Genomic DNA, 16,366 nt, shown 5'->3' on the forward strand with positions numbered 1-16,366 from the left:
TCAGCTCGGCTCGAACTCGATGGAGGCCACCCATTTGGTGTTGTGCACTCCCGGCAGCGCCGGCACGATGATCCGCGCCGGGTAGCCGTGATCCAGTGACAGGTCGGCGCCATTGACCCGCAGCGCCAGCAGGGCGTCGGGGTCGCGAACCTGGTTGGGCTGCAACGTCGCCGCGCCGAACGCGCCGCCCCGTTGCAGCGACGTCACCCGCGCCGAGTGTGCGACGGGCACCCCGACGAGTCGGGCCAGTTCGGCCAGCCGGACCCCGCTCCAGGTCTGCACGGTCGACCAGCCCTCGACGCATGCGATCGGCAGCCGCGCGGTGTGCTGCGCCATCCCGGCCAGCGCGTCCCGGTCCAGCACCACCACCGAGGCGCCGCTGCGAAGGACCAATCGCCAACTGGCGCCGACGGTTTCGGGCGCGATGCCCGCGGCGACGGCGGTCTTGTTGACCGGGAAGTCGTTGCCCCGACCGCGCGGCACCAGCAGGGCGACACCGCGGGAGGCCCCGCCGAGGGTCTGACCGGCCGTGAGCACGCCGACGAGCGCCACCCCGGAGCCGACCAGCGCCAGCGCGCCGCGTCGGCTCATCGTCGGTTCGGCCGGGTCGGCGGCCACCAGGCCGTCGGGATCGGGCGGTTCGGGACGGGTGTCGTTTCGGTTGGTGCGCAACACTTCTCGCAGCGACAGCGATCGTAACCCGGTGATCATGCGCGGGATCTTCAGCGTGATGTGCATCAGGAACCCGGCGGTGAAGACCCACGCCCCGAAGTAGTGGGCGTCGTAGAAGCTGAACCCGAAGATGTAGTCGTACTGGATGTTCAGCACGCCGGTGACGATCTCGAACAACACCCCGCCGACCAGCATCAGCAACGACAACCGTTCCAGCAGTTGGGCTATCGAGCGGGCCGGCGGCCACGCGAACAGCCGCGGGATCACCGACCACAGCTTGGCCAGCACCATCGGGATGATCAGCAGCCCCAGCCCCACGTGCAGGCCCTGGGTCAGCCGGTACAACCACGACGGCCGGGTGGGCCAGTCGAATACTGGCAGGCGCAGCCAGCCGACGTCGGCGGGGATCGCCTGACCGAGCCGCGGCCCGTAGGCGATGTAGGACAGCAGCCCGGTGATGATGACGATGGGCAGGGCGATCAGCAGCACCAGCCCGAACACCGATGTCAGCCACGGGCCGCGCAGCGGGCTGCGAAACTTGCCCAGCCGCCGCGCGCCAGGCGGTGGATGCCGGTCGAGCGCGCGCCACAGCCCGCTTGGAAAGCCGTAGTCGCTCACAGGGCGGCCAGGTTCGCGATGACCCGGCCGCCGATCGGCCGGACGCCGGTCAGCGTCAGGCCGACCTGCGCGGCCAGCGTGGCGGCGCTGTCGACGCCGACCGTCGCCCACCGGAACCAGGGGCCCACGTCGCGGTCAGTCTCCAGGCGCACCCAGCGTGGGCGGACCCCGACGGCGCCGGGCTCGAACTCGGCCACGCAGCGCCCGCCGCGGCCGAGCAGCTCCGCGGCACGCGCCAGGATCCGTCGCGGGTCGCCGCCGAGGCCGACGTTGCCGTCGACGAGCAAAACCGTCTGCCAGCAACCCGTTCCGGGCAGCGGCGCGAACACGTCGCCCAGCAGCGCGGGCGCGCCGCCGCGTCCCGCCAGGCGGATCGCCGTCGCGGACCGGTCGATGCCGAGCGCGGGTATCCCCCGGCGGATGAGTTTGGCTACCAACCGCCCCGGCCCGCATCCCAGCTCGATCGTCGGTCCGGTGCACATCTGCGTCACCGCCTCGTCGAAGACGTCATCGAAGGCGTCGCGCGGCGCGGCGCCGGGACATCGCTCACCCAGCCATCGGTGCGCCGGCAGCGGGCGAACCTCGCCGTCCTCGTGCCGGACCCAACACCTCTCGCCACCGAGCGCCCGATCGTAAAGATGCCCCAGCATGTCACGCCTCTCGCATCGTCGCGACCGGGCGACCCGGACGCGCCTCGGCCCCGGTGGGGGGTGTTTTTTCAGATACGCCAGCGTTTCGATCAACCGGATCGATACCCCGATCCGCGCCCGGCTAACCGCGCGCACGCTGGGCCGCGCCATCGACCGGGCCCAATGGTTCACGCGGGTTATTCGGTGCCGGGGATCGCTCGGATGGGTGCCGAATCTAGAGTCGTGCACCCGGCGCGCTGCACCGCGGTGGCCGGGCGGGGACGCCATCCATGCGCAGGCGGATGGTTCCGGCGTCGTCGGCGCGCACGGGGTACGCCGTGACCCCCGCACCGCCGTTGCCGACCTCCTCCCCCGTGGCGAGGTCGTAGGTAAAGCCGTGCAACGGGCAGATGACGACCCGGGCGTCGCTGAGCCCGTCGGCCAGCGGGCCCCCGCGGTGCGGGCACACGGCGTCGATAGCCCGCAGCGAGCCGTCACGCAGGCGGAAGACGGCGATCTGGCAGCCCTCTACCGCGTAGGCGCGGCCCCCGCCCACCGGGATGTCGTCCACGTCGCCCAACGTCACCTCGGTCATCGAACCGGCACCTGTGGCAGCGGGATCAGCGGGAGGGACGACCGGAACTGGTTGGGCGCGGGAGAGTTTCGGCTCTCGCTCCACGGGTCACGGTAGGAATCGACCGATTTCTGCATGCGCGCGTCGAGGCCGGCGCCGATCCCGTCGCTGTCCTCGACCACCACCTGTCGGATCCGTTCGATGCCCAGTCGTGGCACGAACGTGTACGTTCGTTCGAGCCAGCCGGCGTTCTCACGGTAGTACTGCAGGAACCGGCCCGTGAGCGCGATGACCTCTTCCGGGGTGTCGACGGTCGCCAGGAGGTCGCCCTTGCGGACGTGCGCGCCGGCGGCCCCGCCGACGTAGATCTGCCATTGGCCGCCGTCGATGGCGACGACGCCCAGGTCCTTGCACAGCGCCTCGGCGCAGTTGCGCGGGCACCCGGTCACCGCCAACTTCATCTTGGCCGGACTGGGGATGCCCTGGAAGCGCTCCTCGATCGCGATCCCCAATGCAGTCGAGTCGCCCAGACCGTAGCGGCAGAAGTCGCTTCCCACACAGGTTTTCACGGTCCGGAAACTCTTGCCGTACGCGTACCCCGACGGCATCCCGAGATCGGCCCACACCGACGGCAGGTCCTCCTTGCGCACCCCGAGCAGATCGATGCGTTGGCCGCCGGTGAGCTTGATCATCGGGATCTGGTACTTGTCGGCCACGTCGGCGATCTTGCGCAGCTGCTCGGAGTTCGTCACACCGCCCTTGAGCTGCGGCACCACCGAAAAGGTGCCGTCGCGCTGAATGTTGGCGTGCACGCGGTCGTTGATGAACCGGCCGTCATGTTCGTCGACGAACTCGTCGCCCCACATCATGTGCAGCAGCGACGCCAGCGCCATCTTCGAGCCGGCGTCCTCACGACCCTCCGGCGCCAGGGCGGCGAACACCGACGCCACCGAGTGCAGCTCGAGTTCGCGGATCTTGCTCATCAGCTCCGGCTTTTCATAGGGGATGCCCGGCACGTACCAATTGGCCTCCGCGCCTTGGGAAACCGTGACCCCGGTTTCGGAGGCCGCCCACTCGACGACCTGGGCGACCAGGCCCTTGCACGACCCGCAGCCCTTGCCCGCGCGGGTCGCCGACATAACGCCTTCGACCGAGGCCTGGCCGTCCTTGACGCAGCGGACGATCGCGGCCTTGCTCACCCCATTGCAGTTGCACACCTGGGCATCGTCTGCCAATTCCGCGGCGCCCGTGGCCGCGTCCGGGGTGCCGAGGTCGAACATCAGCGAGACCCGCTCGGGCGGCAGCGGAAGCCGGCGGTCGAAGGCCTGCATCAGGAATGCCACCTTGCTGACGTCGCCGACCAGCGTGGCGCCGATCAGCTTGTCGTCGCGCACCACCACGGTCTTGTACACCCCGCGCCTGGGTTCGGAGTACTGGACGAATTCGTCGTCGTCGCGTTCGGGCGTCTTCACCCCCATCGCCGCCACGTCGACGCCGGCGACCTTCAGCTTGGTGGCGGTGCGTGAACCGTGGTATGCCGCATTGGGATTGGTGCCGGTCAAGTGGTCGGCCAGCACGCCGGCCTGTTCCCACAGCGGCGCGACCAGACCGTAGACCTGTCCCCGGTGCTGCGCGCACTCGCCCACGACGTAGATGTCGTCGTCGTCGATCGAGCGCATGTGGTCGTCGACGACGATGGCGCGTTCCACGGTCAGGCCGGCGCGTATGGCCAGCCCGACGTTGGGCCGGATGCCGGCGGCCATCACCAGCATGTCGCACGGCAGCGTGCTGCCGTCGTCGAATTCGATGGCCGACGGCAGGCCGCCTTCGGTCAGCATCCTTATCGTCCGCTTGCCGGTGTGCACCTCGATGCCCAGCGCCTCTACCAGGCGCCGCAGGATGGCGCTGCCCTGATCGTCGAGCTGGGCGTTCATCAACGCGGGGCCGCCCTGCACGACGCCGACCCGCAGTCCCCGGTTCTGCAGGCCCCGCGCGGCCTCCAGCCCGAGCAGCCCACCGCCGATAACCGCTGCCCTGCTTCGCCCTTCGGCGAACCCGATCATCGCGCGGCAATCGTCGATCGTCCGGAACCCGAACACGCCCGGCGCCAGCGTCTTGTTGTCTTGCCAGATGCCGTCGACCGGCGGGAAGAACGCCCGGCTGCCGGTGGCCAGGAGCAGCTTGTCGTAGTGCACCGTCGTGCCGTCGTCGGCGTGCACCAGGTGCGCGAACGGATCGATGCGCACCACCCGCACCCCGGCTCGCAGGTCGATGTTGTTCTCGGCGTACCACTCCAGTGGGTTGAGGTAGATCTCCCCGGCGTCATCGGAGCCGGCTAACACGTTGGACAGCAGGATCCGGTTGTAGTTGCCGTAGGGCTCGTCCCCGAACACGGTGATGGCGAAGCGCTCTGCGCCGCCGCGCGCGAGGATCTCCTCCAGCGCACGCGCGCCGGCCATGCCGTTGCCGACCACCACCAGGCTGGCCAGGGCGGCGGGGCGGTGGCCGTTGGTTTCGGGTTGGGCCAGTGTGGTCATGACTCCCCCTGTCGCGCTCTAGATTTCGACGAGGCCGATGTCGACGAAGACGGTGCCGCTCAGCCCGTCGGGGGCCGCGACGAACACCTCGACGACGGTGTCGACGATCAGGTCTTCGACGACCCGAAGCGGCACGTGCACGGAATCCTTGGCCCCGATGGGGAAGTAGCGCATCGGCGCGCCGTCGCGCATCAGCACGATGGTGACCAGCTCGTCGGTGCTGTTGCCGCCGCGGAAGTAGACCGGCTGGGTGATCGCCCCGGCCGGCACGACGTAGCGCAGCGACGCGTCCAGGAGGGACGGCGACTCGTACCCCTTGCCGTCAAAGGTGAACGCTCCCTGCAGGAATCGAGGGGTGCTGCCATCACTCATGTCTCATCTCCTTCCGGTGTATCGAATACTTCGGCGTTGGACACCGAGACCGCGCAGACTTTGAACGAGGGCATCCGCGACTGCGGGTCGAGCGCCGGGTTGGTAAGCCGGTTGATGCCCGCCGCGCCGCCCCAGTGGAAGGGCGCGAACACGGTGTCCGGGCGAATGCCGTCGTTTAGCCGCGCCGTCATCACGACCTCGCCCCGGCGCGTCCGCAGCCGCACCTTGCCGCCGCTGCCGATGCCGACCCGGCTGCCCAATGTCGGGTGCATCTCGACCACCGGCTCGGGCTCGGCCTCGGCAAGCTGTGCGACCCTGCGCGTTTGGGCCCCGGATTGGTACTGACTCAGCACGCGGCCGGTGGTGAGGTAGTACGGGAATTCGTCATCCGGGGCCTCGGCGGCGCCGCGTTGCTCGACGGGATAAAAGCGGGCCCGGCGGTCTTGTGTCGGGAAATCCTCGACGAACAGCCGCGGGGTATCGGGGTACAGGGGCGACGGGCAGGGCCAGAACACGCCGTTGTCGGAGGCGATCCGTTCGTAGCTGATCCCCCGGTAGTCGGCCTTTCCGCCCTGGCTCGCGCGAGTCAGCTCCCCGAAGACCTCCTGCGGCTCGGCCGAGAATCCGTGTACCCCCAGGCGCTTCGCCAGATCGGCCATCACGTCGAGGTCGCTGCGCGCCTCGTCGGGCGGCGTCAAAGCCGCGCGGCGCAAGATCACCCGGCCCTCCAGGTTGGTCATCGTCCCCGACTCTTCGGCCCACTGCGTCGTGGGTAACACCACATCCGCCAGCGCCGCGGTCTCGGACAGGAAGATGTCGGACACCACCAGGAAGTCGAGCTTGCTCAGTTTCTCGGCAACGTGCTGCGAGTTCGGTGCCGAGACAACGATGTTGGAGGCCAGCACCCACAGCGCGCGCACCCCGGCCGGAGCGCCGATGCCGCTGAGCATCTCGTAGGCCGACTGCCCGGACGACGGCAGGTCGGCCGGGTTGACACCCCATACCCGCGCGACGTGGGCGCGCGCGACGGCGTCATCGAGCCGGCGGTAGCCGGGCAACTGGTCACATTTTTGCCCGTGTTCACGGCCGCCTTGGCCATTGCCCTGGCCCGTGATCGTCGCGAATCCGCTGTACGGGCGGCCCGGCAGTCCCAGCGCCAGGGCGAGATTGATGAAAGCCTGTACCGTGTCGGTGCCCGAGCTGTGTTGCTCGGCCCCACGCGCGGTCAGGATCATCGCCCGATCGGCCCCGGCCAGCATCCGCGCCGCTGCCACGATGTCGTTCTCGGGCACGCCGGTGATCCGTTCCACCCGATCGGGCCAGTACAGCCGCACCGCGCGGCGCACCGCCTCGAATCCGGTGGTCCGTTCGGCGACATATTCGTGGTCGATAAGCCCCTCGCGGGCAATGACATTGAGCATTCCGTTGGCCAGGGCCAGGTCCGTTCCGGGGACGGGCTGCAGGTGAAGGTCGGCGCGAGCGGCGGTGGCGGTGCGGCGCGGGTCGACGACGATGTGCTTGGCGCCGCGGGCACGGCCCGCATCGAAATATTGCATCGCCGGCGGCATCGTTTCGGCGGGGTTGCCGCCGACGAGGAGGATGACATCGGCACCGGCGATATCGGCGAGCGGGAAGGGCAACCCACGGTCGATACCGAACGACCGGTTCGACGCCGCGGCCGCCGAGGACATGCAGAACCGGCCGTTGTAGTCGATCGCCGAGGTGCGCAGCGCGACCCGCGCGAACTTGCCGAGCTGGTAGGCCTTTTCGTTTGTCAGGCCGCCGCCGCCGAAACATCCGACCGCGTCAGGGCCGTAATCCCGTTGTGTCTTCTGGAAGGCCGCGACGGTCCGTTCCAGTGCCTCGTTCCAGGTCGCCTCGCGCAGCGGGGCATCCCGCCCGTCGCGAATCAACGGTCGGGTCAGCCGTTCCGGGTGACCGAGCAGCTCGGCCGCGGTCCAGCCTTTCGCGCACAATCCGCCGCGATTAGTGGGAAAGTCGCGCTGTGGCGCAAGCACGGGCGGCTTTGAGGGTCCCCCGGACAGGTCGAGCGTGATCCCGCACTGCAACGAACAGTACGGGCAATGAGTTTTCGTCGGCGCAGGCGCCATCGGTGATCACCGCTTGACTGGTGAGCCGGCAAGCAGTTGGCCGGCTCGGCCGGATGTCTCCCCCATGTCGCCTCCCGATCGGCGCTTATAGCCCGAAGTTACGTCGCGTGTGTTTCGGAGGTATTTCCCCGGATTGTCCGGACGACTACCGCGCGCTCACGGCCCCCGGGTGTGCCGACACGTTCGCTTCGGTGATACTGGGCCGGTGCCGAACGACGACGTTCACCCCGACCTGCGCCGCACCGCCCGCCTCGCCCCGCGGCATCTGATCGGTCCCCGCACCCTGCCGATCATCCGGGCCCTGGGCGGGCTGAGCGAGCGCCGGCGCAAACCCGACCCGTCGGATGTCGAGGTAATCACCCTCGGATCGGGGGCCGGGGTCCGGCTGTTCCGGCCCGCGGGTGCGACGGAACCTTCTCCCGCGTTGCTGTGGATCCACGGCGGCGGGTACGTGATCGGCAACGCCCAGCAGGACGACTGGGTGTGCCGCCGGTTCAGCAAGAGGCTGGGCATGACGGTCGCGTCGGTGGAATACCGCCTGGCGCCGGAACATCCGTATCCCGCGGCGCTGGAGGACTGCTATTCGGCGCTCACCTGGCTCGCCGGCCTGCCCGCCGTGGACCGCCACCGGGTCGCGATCGCCGGCGCCAGTGCGGGCGGCGGCCTCGCGGCCGCGCTGGCGCTGCTGGCCCGGGACCGCGGCGAGGTGAGCCCGGTGTTCCAGGTGTTGGCGTACCCGATGCTGGACGACCGAAGTTCGGCCGGCGACTCGAGCCCGAACCACCGCCTGTGGAGCACGCGCAGTAACCGGTTCGGCTGGACCGCCTACCTCGGCGACGCCGACCCGCGGATCGCCGTGCCGGGCCGCCGCGACGACCTGAGCGGGTTGCCGCCGGCGTGGATAGGGGTCGGCACGCACGACCTGTTCCACGACGAGGACCTGGCCTACGCCCGGCGGCTGATCGACGCCGGGGTGCCCTGTCAGGTCGAGGTGGTTCCCGGCGCGTTCCACGGGTTCGACGTGGTGGCACGCAAAGCCGAAGTGTCGCAACGGTTTTTCGACAGCCAGTGCGAGAGTTTGCGCGCCGCGCTGGCCCCGGCGGCCTGAGCGCGGGTCACATCGCGAAGAAGACGAGCTCGCCGCCGATGACGGTGGCCGCGACCATGCCGGCGTCCAGTTCGGCCAGCGCCGTCGCGGGCGGCTCGGTCAGCACGCAAAGATCGCCCGGCTGACCGGCTTCGATCGACCGCGGCTGGCCCGGCCGGTCGGGGCGGCCCAGGAACATCGTCAAAGCGGTTAGCGCCGAGACACATTCGTTTCCGTTGAGGACGGCGCCGCTGGGTGTGGTGCGGTACACCGCGGCCCGCATCGCCGTCCAGGGGTCCCCGTGGCCGAAGGGCATGTCGGTGGACAGCGCCACCGGCACGGCCGCGTCGAGCAAGTTCGCCACCCGCCACAACTGGGGATGCTCGGCGGCGGGGACGTCGGCGAGGTACTGATCGCCGCGCTCGGCGACGAAGTTGGGCTGGGTGACAACGGTTACGCCGAGGTCGGCCAGGTCGGCCAGGTTGTCGTCCGGCACCACCGCGGCGTGCTCGATGCGATCCTGCGGATGGCTACCGGCCGCGCGCAGGGCCGCGATGGTGACCACCAGTTGGGCCGCCGTGACGCAGTGGATGGCGACCGGATGGCCCTCGCCGTGCCGGTCCGCAATCCAGGCCGTCAGGGCGTCCAGGTCCAGGCGGTCGTCGTGCAGGATCTTCTTGCCCGGCGCCAAAAAGCTGAGCCGCGGCCGGAACTCGCCGCGGCGGTGCGCCACCAACAGCGCTACCATGTCGTCGGCGCCCAGATCGGGGGTGGCGTCGGTGACCCCGGTGACGCCGGTCGCGGTGATCCGCCGGCTGAGTTCGGCCAGGTCGGTTTCGCGCTGCTGCAGAGCGTCCGACCAGCCGCGGTCCGCGCTGCGCAGCCGGCCGTCGGGGTGGTCGGGCAGGCCGACCCGGCCCAGCGCCTCGGAGTTCAGGATCCACAGCGCCCCGCTACGGTGCTGGATGCGCACCGGAACGGTTCGCACGACGGCGTCGAGGGCCGTGCGGTCCAGCTCCCCAGCGACGGACTCGTGATAGCCCACGGCGCGAATCCACCCGTCCGGGCCCGGTGTCGCGTTCGAAAGCAGTTGACTCAGCTGTGCTTTGGTGCTGACGCCAGGCGGCCCGACGAAGAACGAATCCAGCGCCGACGCGGCCGAGCGCAGGTGCACGTGGTGATCGTGCAGCCCGGGCAGGACGGTTCCGCCGCCGGCATACAGCACGCCCTCCCCCTCGCCGGCGACCAGGCCGTCCCCGACCTCCTCGATCTGCGCGCCGACGCGAATGTCGACCGTTCTGCCGTCCAGCAGCGTGGCGCGACGAATCAGCATGACGGGCAACGCCTTTCGGAGACCATGCGGCGCACGGCGGCGTTGTCGGCGCCCAGCTCGGCCGCCGCGCCGCGCACCGCCGGTGCCCGCGGGGGCGGCGCCGGGTACGGTGCGGCCGACTCCTCGGTCGGTAACGCCGCATGGGTGGCGGCGACCGCGGCCATCGACACGTGGATCAACTCCCCGCCGCCCCGGCCCAGCGATTCGAGCACCGCGAGGGCCGCCTCCAACCCGGTCAGCGGGTCGGCGATGGCGTCGCCGCAGAACACCGGCCCTCGGGAACCCGGGCCCGCGCTACCCACCAGGCCGCCGGCCACCGCGGCGTCGTCGCCGAACGCGGGCCGGGCATCGTCATATCCGCTGATGCGCAACCAGATTCGGCCCGTTCGCGGGGCGACGTCGTCCGGCCCGAGCCCCCGCCGCGCCAGCGCCGCGGGCCGCGAGCCCTCGATCACGATGTCGGCAACGTCGAGCAATTCGCGTAACTCGGCGGCCTGCTCATCGAAATCGACACAATAGGAAAGCTTTTCACCGTTCATCCAGTCGTAGAAGGCGCGGTCACCGCCGCGGGTGCCGTCCGGGCGGCGCGGGCTTTCGACCTTGACGACGGTGGCCCCGCCGCGCGCCAGCAGCTGCCCGCACAGCGGTCCCGCCCACATCGAGGACAGATCGACCACCAGCAGGCCCGCCAACTCAGTCGGATGCGATCGGAAGCCCAGGTGTAGCACCCGCGGCGACGCGGCGGCGGCCTCACCCAGGGCGGCCGCGGGAATGTCGAGCAGCCCCGCCCGTTCGACGACCGCGGACGCCGGACGCGTTGCGGCCCAGCGCTGCAGCGCCGGCCATGGATCGGCCACCGGTTCCTGCGTCTCCAGTAGCGCAGGGACGGCGGCGACGTCGTCCGGACGCGACAGCGTGATCGCGCACCAGCCGTCGGCGGTCGGCAGCAACCGGGTCGCACCGCCCGCCGACACCCGGCCGCGGCGGGTCAACCCGAGCAGGGCGGCCCGCCCGGCCAGCAGCGCGGCCGGGTCGATGGGCACGCCCGTTCGGCGACGGATGCCCGTGGCCACCTCCTCGGCGCGGGCCAGCACGTTCGCGCGGGAGAAGTCGGGCGGCCCGTCGGGCAGACCGGTCAGGCTGGCCAGCCCGCTGCTGCCCCAGCTGGCCGATAGTGAACTCACGCACCCCATTGTGCGCGTGGGTCACAGGGGAACAAACCTCCGAAATTTACCGCTGGTGGCGTTTCGGTCGAGTTGGTCGACGGCCCGCGCCGTGACATGCGGTTCGCTGAGGCCAGCATCGGTCAGCGCGCACGTCAGCCGCGACGCGAAAGCGTCGACGGCAAAATCGCTTGTCGCAACCGCGGATACGTCGATTCCGTGGGGCGTTTGGGCGACCTGGTAGTCGATGATCTGAGGGGTTGCGACCACCACCGACCGAATCACGATCGGGTGGACGGCAGTCCCATTCGGGTAATGAAAGATTTCGTCGTTGCGGCCCCGCACGCGGGCGCGCAGATGGCCGTGGCCCGGCGCATCGGCCACGCGAACGAACGTGTCGTTGAGCTCGTAGCGGACCAACGGTTGAGTCAGGTTGAACAGGTTTGTGACCAGTACCTTAGCCGCGGGGATGCCAGTCGGGACGGGCCGGTTCTCGGCGTCGACGAGTTCGACGATGCACATGTCGCTGTTGAATGCGAAGGTGTCGTCGTCTGGGCCCGTCTTCCCGAACAGACCCTCGGTGGACCCGAAGCCGTCGAAGACGGGGGCGTCGAAGGCCGATCTGATAGCGGACCGCATCTCCGGAAGCAGCGTCTCGCTGGTCGAGGAGACCTGGCTGGGGCGAATTTTCAAGCGGCCGACGCGAGCTTCCACGGCCAGCCGCGCGAGCATGGAGGCGTAACCGGCCAGAATCGTAGGCCGAATCCCATTGAGTTCCTCCACGATTGCGGGCAGCGGGCGGGTCGCGGGGACGAGGTAGAAGCGACCGAACAAACTTTCGCCGGCCGACAACGCCGTCGCCAATCCTGTGGCGTGAATCGCCGATGGCGCCGCCACCATCGCCCCGATGTCATCGCGCTGCGGTGGGCGCGACACCGATCCGGGGGCTGGCGGCCGCAGCACCGCAAAGGCGAACGAGGTGAGGGCCTCGCGGTCGAGCACGAAAAGGCCTCGCGCGCCCGAGCAACCGCCGGAGGCCAGCGCAACGTATCCGTCCCGCAGCGGGACCGGCTCAGCGCGGGTGCGGCTCAACGCGGATTCCACGTCTGCGCGGCGCAGCCGGCGGTCGGTGAAGACGTCGTCGAGGTCGGCCATCATGTCGGCCTTGGTCATCGTCGGTAGCGCCGACATATCACGGGGATCGACCGAGTCGAGGTTGAGGCCGCGTAGCCGACGAGCGTGGAAACCGGAGTGTTCGACAGCATGGGCCAGCAGCCTGGTCAAGCCGCGGCGTTGCTCGGACAGGATCTGGTCCTCGTTCCACGTTAGGCGCTCGAAATGCGCTGCGGCACCGCCTAATATGCTCTCCTGTACACTACAGCGCAGCTCATCCCACGTGGACACGGTGGTCGTCATCGCGTGAATCCCAAAGCGGGCAGCAGTAACTCGGTGATTTGATGTTCTGGAATTGCGGACGGATTCGCGCTGCGCTCCAGCGCGAGTCCCGTCGCAGTCGCGAAGATCAATTCGGCCAACGACCGGGTGGGAATGGTCGGGCGCAGGTCGGCGGCCCCATACACCTGCGCCAGCACGGCCGCGAGGTTATCGACCGCGCGGGCATGCACCTCCGAGTAGCGATGGTTGAGGCCTGGGTTGCGGGCGGCATGCGCCCGGAACTCCGTCAACACGAACTGCCACCCCGGCTCGGATTCGTCGTCGACGTTGCCCGCGCGTAGCAACGCCCGGAATGCCTCGAGGCCGCCGAGGCCCGCCACCGCGCGCCGATTATTCGCCGCACGTTGCTCGACCCGTTGCTCGAGTAGAGCGAAGAACAGGTCGGGCTTGCTTCCGAATTGGGAGTAGACGACGCCCTTAGAGAAGCCGGCTTCGTCCGCGATGGCTTCCAGACTGGCACCTGCATAGCCACGCTCGATGAAGACCCGCTGCGCCGCCGCCAAGACGCGTCCTCGATTCTGTTCGACCTGCTCTAAGCGGCGAAGGCGGGTGGCCATGAGTGCGATTAAATACCGTTGGTATTCAGATGTCAACGGTATTTGGAACTCAGAAATGCAGCGCGTCGAACCGCCAGTCCAACACTGGCCGGTCGGGCTCGCCCACCGCGTAGACCACCGATCGCAGCCCCAAGACCCCGCCACGCTCGGTTGGACGGGCGGTCTCGACGTGCAGTTCGCTGTACAGAGTGTCGCCCTCGTGCACCGGGCCGGTGTGATCGCAGGACTGCCAGCCCAGGACCGTCGCCAGGTTGGGCAGCAGCCTGCTGGCCTGCGCGAGGGCCAGCCCGATGGTGTGGCCGCCGTACACCAGCCGCTGCCCGCCGACCCGCGAATCGTGGTGTGTGGCAGCGATGTTCAGGGTGAGCCGGGCGAGCTCGGGCGCGCCGCTGACCACGTCGCCGGTGCTGCGCAGCACCGTACCCGCCAGGCCGGGGTCAAAATGCGGCCCCGGCACCTTGTTTCGGAAGACGTCGGCATCCCAGTGCGCGGTCGGGTCGTGGGCCGGGCCGGGCACGTCGGCGCCGACGGCCGACAGATCGTCGGCGGGCGCGTTCTCGGGATTCCAGCCCGGGCTGGCCGGGAGCATGCCGCACCGGTAGAAGTCGAGGACCAGCCGGTCGGCCTGGTCGATCGTGATCATCCGCAGCGCCGCCAATCCGGTCGGCGCCCGGCCAGGCTTCGGTGAATTGGCGCGCAGCCCAACCACTTCGGTGCGGGTGTAGATGGTGTCGCCGACGACGGGGAACCGGTGAAACACCAGCCCGCGATAGAACAGGTTGGCCTTGACGCGCTGGGTGGCCAGCGTGGACTGGCCGATCGCGACGTCGCAGACCAGCGCCGGGTGCGCCAGCGGTCCCGGCACGCCGGTCACGGCGGTGCTCAGCACCGCATCGCAGGCCAGGCGCAACCGGTCCCCCACGATCGCCTGATGCGCGGCGGCCATCCCCGCCGAGAGCGTCATCGCCGGCGCCCAGTCGAAGACCTGGCCGACCGAGAGATCGTCGAAGTAGGGGCCGCCCTCCCGAACCTGCGCATAAGTCACGGGCCCAATATGGCACACGTGAGCAGTGAGCTGAACGATGAAGAAGACATGCTGGTCGCCACCGTGCGAGCGTTCATCGACCGCGAGGTCAAACCCGCCGTCCGCGAGGTCGAGCACGCCAACACCTATCCCGAGGCGTGGATCGACCAGATGAAACGGATCGGCATCTACGGCCTGGCCATCCCCGAGGAATACGGCGGCTCACCGGTGTCGACGCCCTGCTATGTGCGCATCACCGAGGAGCTGGCCCGGGGCTGGATGAGCCTGGCCGGCGCGATGGGCGGGCACACCGTGGTGGCCAAGCTGCTGACGCTGTTCGGCACCGAGGAGCAGAAACGCACCTACCTGCCGCCGATGGCCACCGGCGAGCTGCGCGCCACCATGGCGCTGACCGAGCCGGGCGGCGGCTCGGACCTGCAGAACATGACGACGATCGCTGTCCAGGACGGCACCGGCACTCTGGTCATCAACGGTTCCAAGACGTGGATTTCGAACGCGCGCCGGTCCGGGCTGATCGCGTTGCTGTGCAAGACCGACCCGAACGCCACGCCGCGCCACAAGGGCATCTCGATCGTGCTCGCCGAGCACGGACCGGGCATGACGGTCTCGCGGGACCTGCCCAAGCTGGGCTACAAGGGCGTCGAGTCGTGTGAATTGTCGTTCGCCGAATTCCGCGCACCGGCGTCGGCGGTGCTGGGCGGCCGGGTCGGCGAGGGCTTCGCGCAAATGATGAAGGGGCTCGAGACGGGCCGCATCCAGGTGGCCGCCCGCGCCCTGGGTGTGGCGACGGCGGCGCTCGAGGATGCGCTGGCCTACGCGCAGCAGCGGGAAAGTTTCGGGCGCCCGATCTGGAAGCATCAGTCGATCGGTAACTACCTGGCCGACATGGCGACCAAGCTGACGGCCGCGCGACAGCTCACCCGCTACGCCGCCGAGCGGTACGACAGCGGCGAACGCGCCGACATGGAGGCGGGGATGGCCAAGCTGTTCGCTTCCGAGACGGCGATGGAGATCGCGCTGAACGCCGTGCGCATCCACGGCGGCTACGGCTACTCCACCGAGTACGACGTCGAACGCTACTTCCGCGACGCGCCGCTGATGATCGTCGGTGAGGGCACCAACGAGATTCAGCGCAACGTGATCGCGGCGCAGCTCGTTGCCCGGGGCGGGATCTGACGCGAACCTCCCTGATTGATGCCCGGGTTTGCTGTATATTTGCCTGACTTCGGCGCCAGCAAAGAGAGGCAGCTGCCATGAGTTATCCCCCAGGGCCTTACGAAGGTTCCCCAGAGTGGCAGGGCCAGCAGCCTCCGGCGTGGCAGGGCCAGCCGCCGCCGCCGGGATACCCGGCACCGCAACCGGGATACCCCGCCCCGCAACCGGGTTGGCCGGCCCAGCGCGAGCCGGACAACTACCTCGTCTGGGCGATCCTGGTCACGGTGCTGTGCTGCCTGCCGTTCGGGATCGTCTCGATCGTGTACTCCACCAAGGTCTCCGGGCTGTGGACCCAGGGCCGCTACGCCGAGGCGCAATCCGCTGCCGACAGCGCGAAGAAGTGGGCCATCATCGGCGCCATCGCGGGCGTGGCCGCCTACGTCATCATCGGCGTCCTGTACGCCTTCGTCTTCGCGGTCGCCGTCTCGAACCTCCCGTCCACGACCACCACCACGTATTCGGGCTTCTGACCTTACGTGAGGCCTTGGGCGCCAACGTAAGTCGCGTCCACCAGCCCCCACTCCCGGGCGGTGTCGGCGCCGATCGTCCGACCGGACAGCACCAGGTAGGCGGTGCGCCAGCGCCCGATCCGCCGGGGGATGCTGACGGTTCCGCCGGCGCCCGGGATCAGCCCGAGGCTCAATTCGGGTAGCCCGAACACCGAATCGTCGCGCGCCTCAACCCATCCGCAGAACGCGGCCATCTCCAGTCCGCTGCCCATCACCCGACCGTGCACCCGGGCGTGGCAGGCCCGGCCCAGCCGGGCGGTCAGGGCATCGAGCGCCAGCGCGGGGCTGTGCCGGGTACGGGCCAGGTGCGCGCTCGCCGGGTCGGCGAAGGTGCCGAATTCCGCGAGGTCCCCGCCGCTGCCGAACGATGGACCGTTGCCGCTCAACACGATCCCGGTCACCGAGGTGTCCAGCAGCGCCACAATGCGTTTTCGACCGATGCGCGTGCCGCGCTGCTCGAGGCGCTGACAGTGGCGCTGCCGGTCGAAG

At 69.5% G+C, this 16,366-nt stretch carries 15 protein-coding genes; 3 read left to right on the forward strand and 12 right to left on the reverse strand.

Annotation, left to right across the window (positions count from 1 at the left end):
* The 6 genes from A5712_RS14555 to A5712_RS14580 form a co-directional block, all read right to left on the reverse strand.
* The gene (locus tag A5712_RS14555) at nucleotides 1-1,290 is read right to left on the reverse strand and encodes a molybdopterin-dependent oxidoreductase (RefSeq protein WP_068106262.1); all 1,290 of its coding nucleotides are present in this window, start codon (nucleotides 1,288-1,290) and stop codon (nucleotides 1-3) included.
* Complete coding sequence (locus A5712_RS14560; RefSeq protein WP_068106266.1) at nucleotides 1,287-1,940, reverse strand: SAM-dependent methyltransferase; 654 nt, start codon at nucleotides 1,938-1,940, stop codon at nucleotides 1,287-1,289. Before A5712_RS14560 ends, A5712_RS14555 begins: the two co-directional genes overlap by 4 nt.
* Before the next feature lie 214 nt (nucleotides 1,941-2,154).
* Nucleotides 2,155-2,514, reverse strand: coding sequence for a Rieske 2Fe-2S domain-containing protein (locus tag A5712_RS14565; protein WP_068106269.1), 360 nt, complete (start codon nucleotides 2,512-2,514; stop codon nucleotides 2,155-2,157).
* Entirely contained in the window at nucleotides 2,511-5,030 is a 2,520-nt protein-coding gene (gene nirB / locus A5712_RS14570) for a nitrite reductase large subunit NirB (protein ID WP_068106272.1), read from the reverse strand. The genes A5712_RS14565 and nirB overlap by 4 nt, the downstream gene beginning before the upstream one ends.
* Nucleotides 5,031-5,048: 18 nt before the next feature.
* Entirely contained in the window at nucleotides 5,049-5,402 is a 354-nt protein-coding gene (locus A5712_RS31355; RefSeq protein ID WP_068106275.1) for a molybdopterin oxidoreductase, read from the reverse strand.
* Nucleotides 5,399-7,513 carry a molybdopterin oxidoreductase family protein gene (locus tag A5712_RS14580; protein WP_068106277.1) on the reverse strand — a complete coding sequence of 705 codons (2,115 nt, stop codon included), beginning with the start codon at nucleotides 7,511-7,513 and terminating at the stop codon, nucleotides 5,399-5,401. Before A5712_RS14580 ends, A5712_RS31355 begins: the two co-directional genes overlap by 4 nt.
* 205 nt (nucleotides 7,514-7,718) lie before the next feature.
* Between A5712_RS14580 and A5712_RS14585 the strand changes: the two genes are divergently transcribed.
* Nucleotides 7,719-8,621: an alpha/beta hydrolase gene (locus A5712_RS14585; RefSeq protein WP_068106279.1), complete on the forward strand. Its 903-nt coding sequence runs from the start codon at nucleotides 7,719-7,721 to the stop codon at nucleotides 8,619-8,621.
* 7 nt (nucleotides 8,622-8,628) lie between these two features.
* Here the strand turns inward: A5712_RS14585 and A5712_RS14590 are convergent, their stop codons facing one another.
* Genes A5712_RS14590 through A5712_RS14610 form a run of 5 tightly spaced genes read right to left on the reverse strand, consistent with a single transcriptional unit; the run spans nucleotide 8,629 to nucleotide 14,072 of the window.
* A complete protein-coding gene (locus A5712_RS14590) occupies nucleotides 8,629-9,933 on the reverse strand; it encodes an amidohydrolase family protein (protein ID WP_068106282.1) in 1,305 nt (434 codons plus the stop codon).
* Nucleotides 9,927-11,126 carry a CoA transferase gene (locus A5712_RS14595; RefSeq protein WP_068106285.1) on the reverse strand — a complete coding sequence of 400 codons (1,200 nt, stop codon included), beginning with the start codon at nucleotides 11,124-11,126 and terminating at the stop codon, nucleotides 9,927-9,929. Before A5712_RS14595 ends, A5712_RS14590 begins: the two co-directional genes overlap by 7 nt.
* A 12-nt stretch (nucleotides 11,127-11,138) precedes the next feature.
* The gene (locus A5712_RS14600; RefSeq protein ID WP_156766570.1) at nucleotides 11,139-12,512 is read right to left on the reverse strand and encodes a hypothetical protein; all 1,374 of its coding nucleotides are present in this window, start codon (nucleotides 12,510-12,512) and stop codon (nucleotides 11,139-11,141) included.
* Nucleotides 12,509-13,108, reverse strand: coding sequence for a TetR/AcrR family transcriptional regulator (locus A5712_RS14605; RefSeq protein ID WP_068106289.1), 600 nt, complete (start codon nucleotides 13,106-13,108; stop codon nucleotides 12,509-12,511). The genes A5712_RS14600 and A5712_RS14605 overlap by 4 nt, the downstream gene beginning before the upstream one ends.
* 49 nt (nucleotides 13,109-13,157) lie before the next feature.
* Nucleotides 13,158-14,072, reverse strand: a complete 915-nt coding sequence (locus A5712_RS14610) for an acyl dehydratase (protein WP_231982127.1) — start codon at nucleotides 14,070-14,072, stop codon at nucleotides 13,158-13,160.
* 90 nt (nucleotides 14,073-14,162) lie between these two features.
* Here A5712_RS14610 and A5712_RS14615 point away from each other — a divergent pair, with 90 nt between their 5' ends.
* Together A5712_RS14615 and A5712_RS14620 are read left to right on the forward strand one after the other, a co-directional pair.
* On the forward strand, nucleotides 14,163-15,329 hold the full coding sequence (locus A5712_RS14615; protein WP_068106296.1) for an acyl-CoA dehydrogenase family protein: 1,167 nt from the start codon (nucleotides 14,163-14,165) through the stop codon (nucleotides 15,327-15,329).
* Between the two features lie 77 nt (nucleotides 15,330-15,406).
* Nucleotides 15,407-15,838, forward strand: a complete 432-nt coding sequence (locus A5712_RS14620) for a CD225/dispanin family protein (RefSeq protein ID WP_068106299.1) — start codon at nucleotides 15,407-15,409, stop codon at nucleotides 15,836-15,838.
* Between the two features lie 2 nt (nucleotides 15,839-15,840).
* Here A5712_RS14620 and A5712_RS14625 read toward each other — a convergent pair.
* A partial coding sequence (locus A5712_RS14625; protein WP_197519390.1) for an enoyl-CoA hydratase/isomerase family protein occupies nucleotides 15,841-16,366 on the reverse strand: 526 nt, incomplete at its 5' end.

Origin of the sequence: Mycobacterium sp. E2327, assembly GCF_001672675.1 — a bacterium.
Taxonomy (GTDB): domain Bacteria; phylum Actinomycetota; class Actinomycetes; order Mycobacteriales; family Mycobacteriaceae; genus Mycobacterium.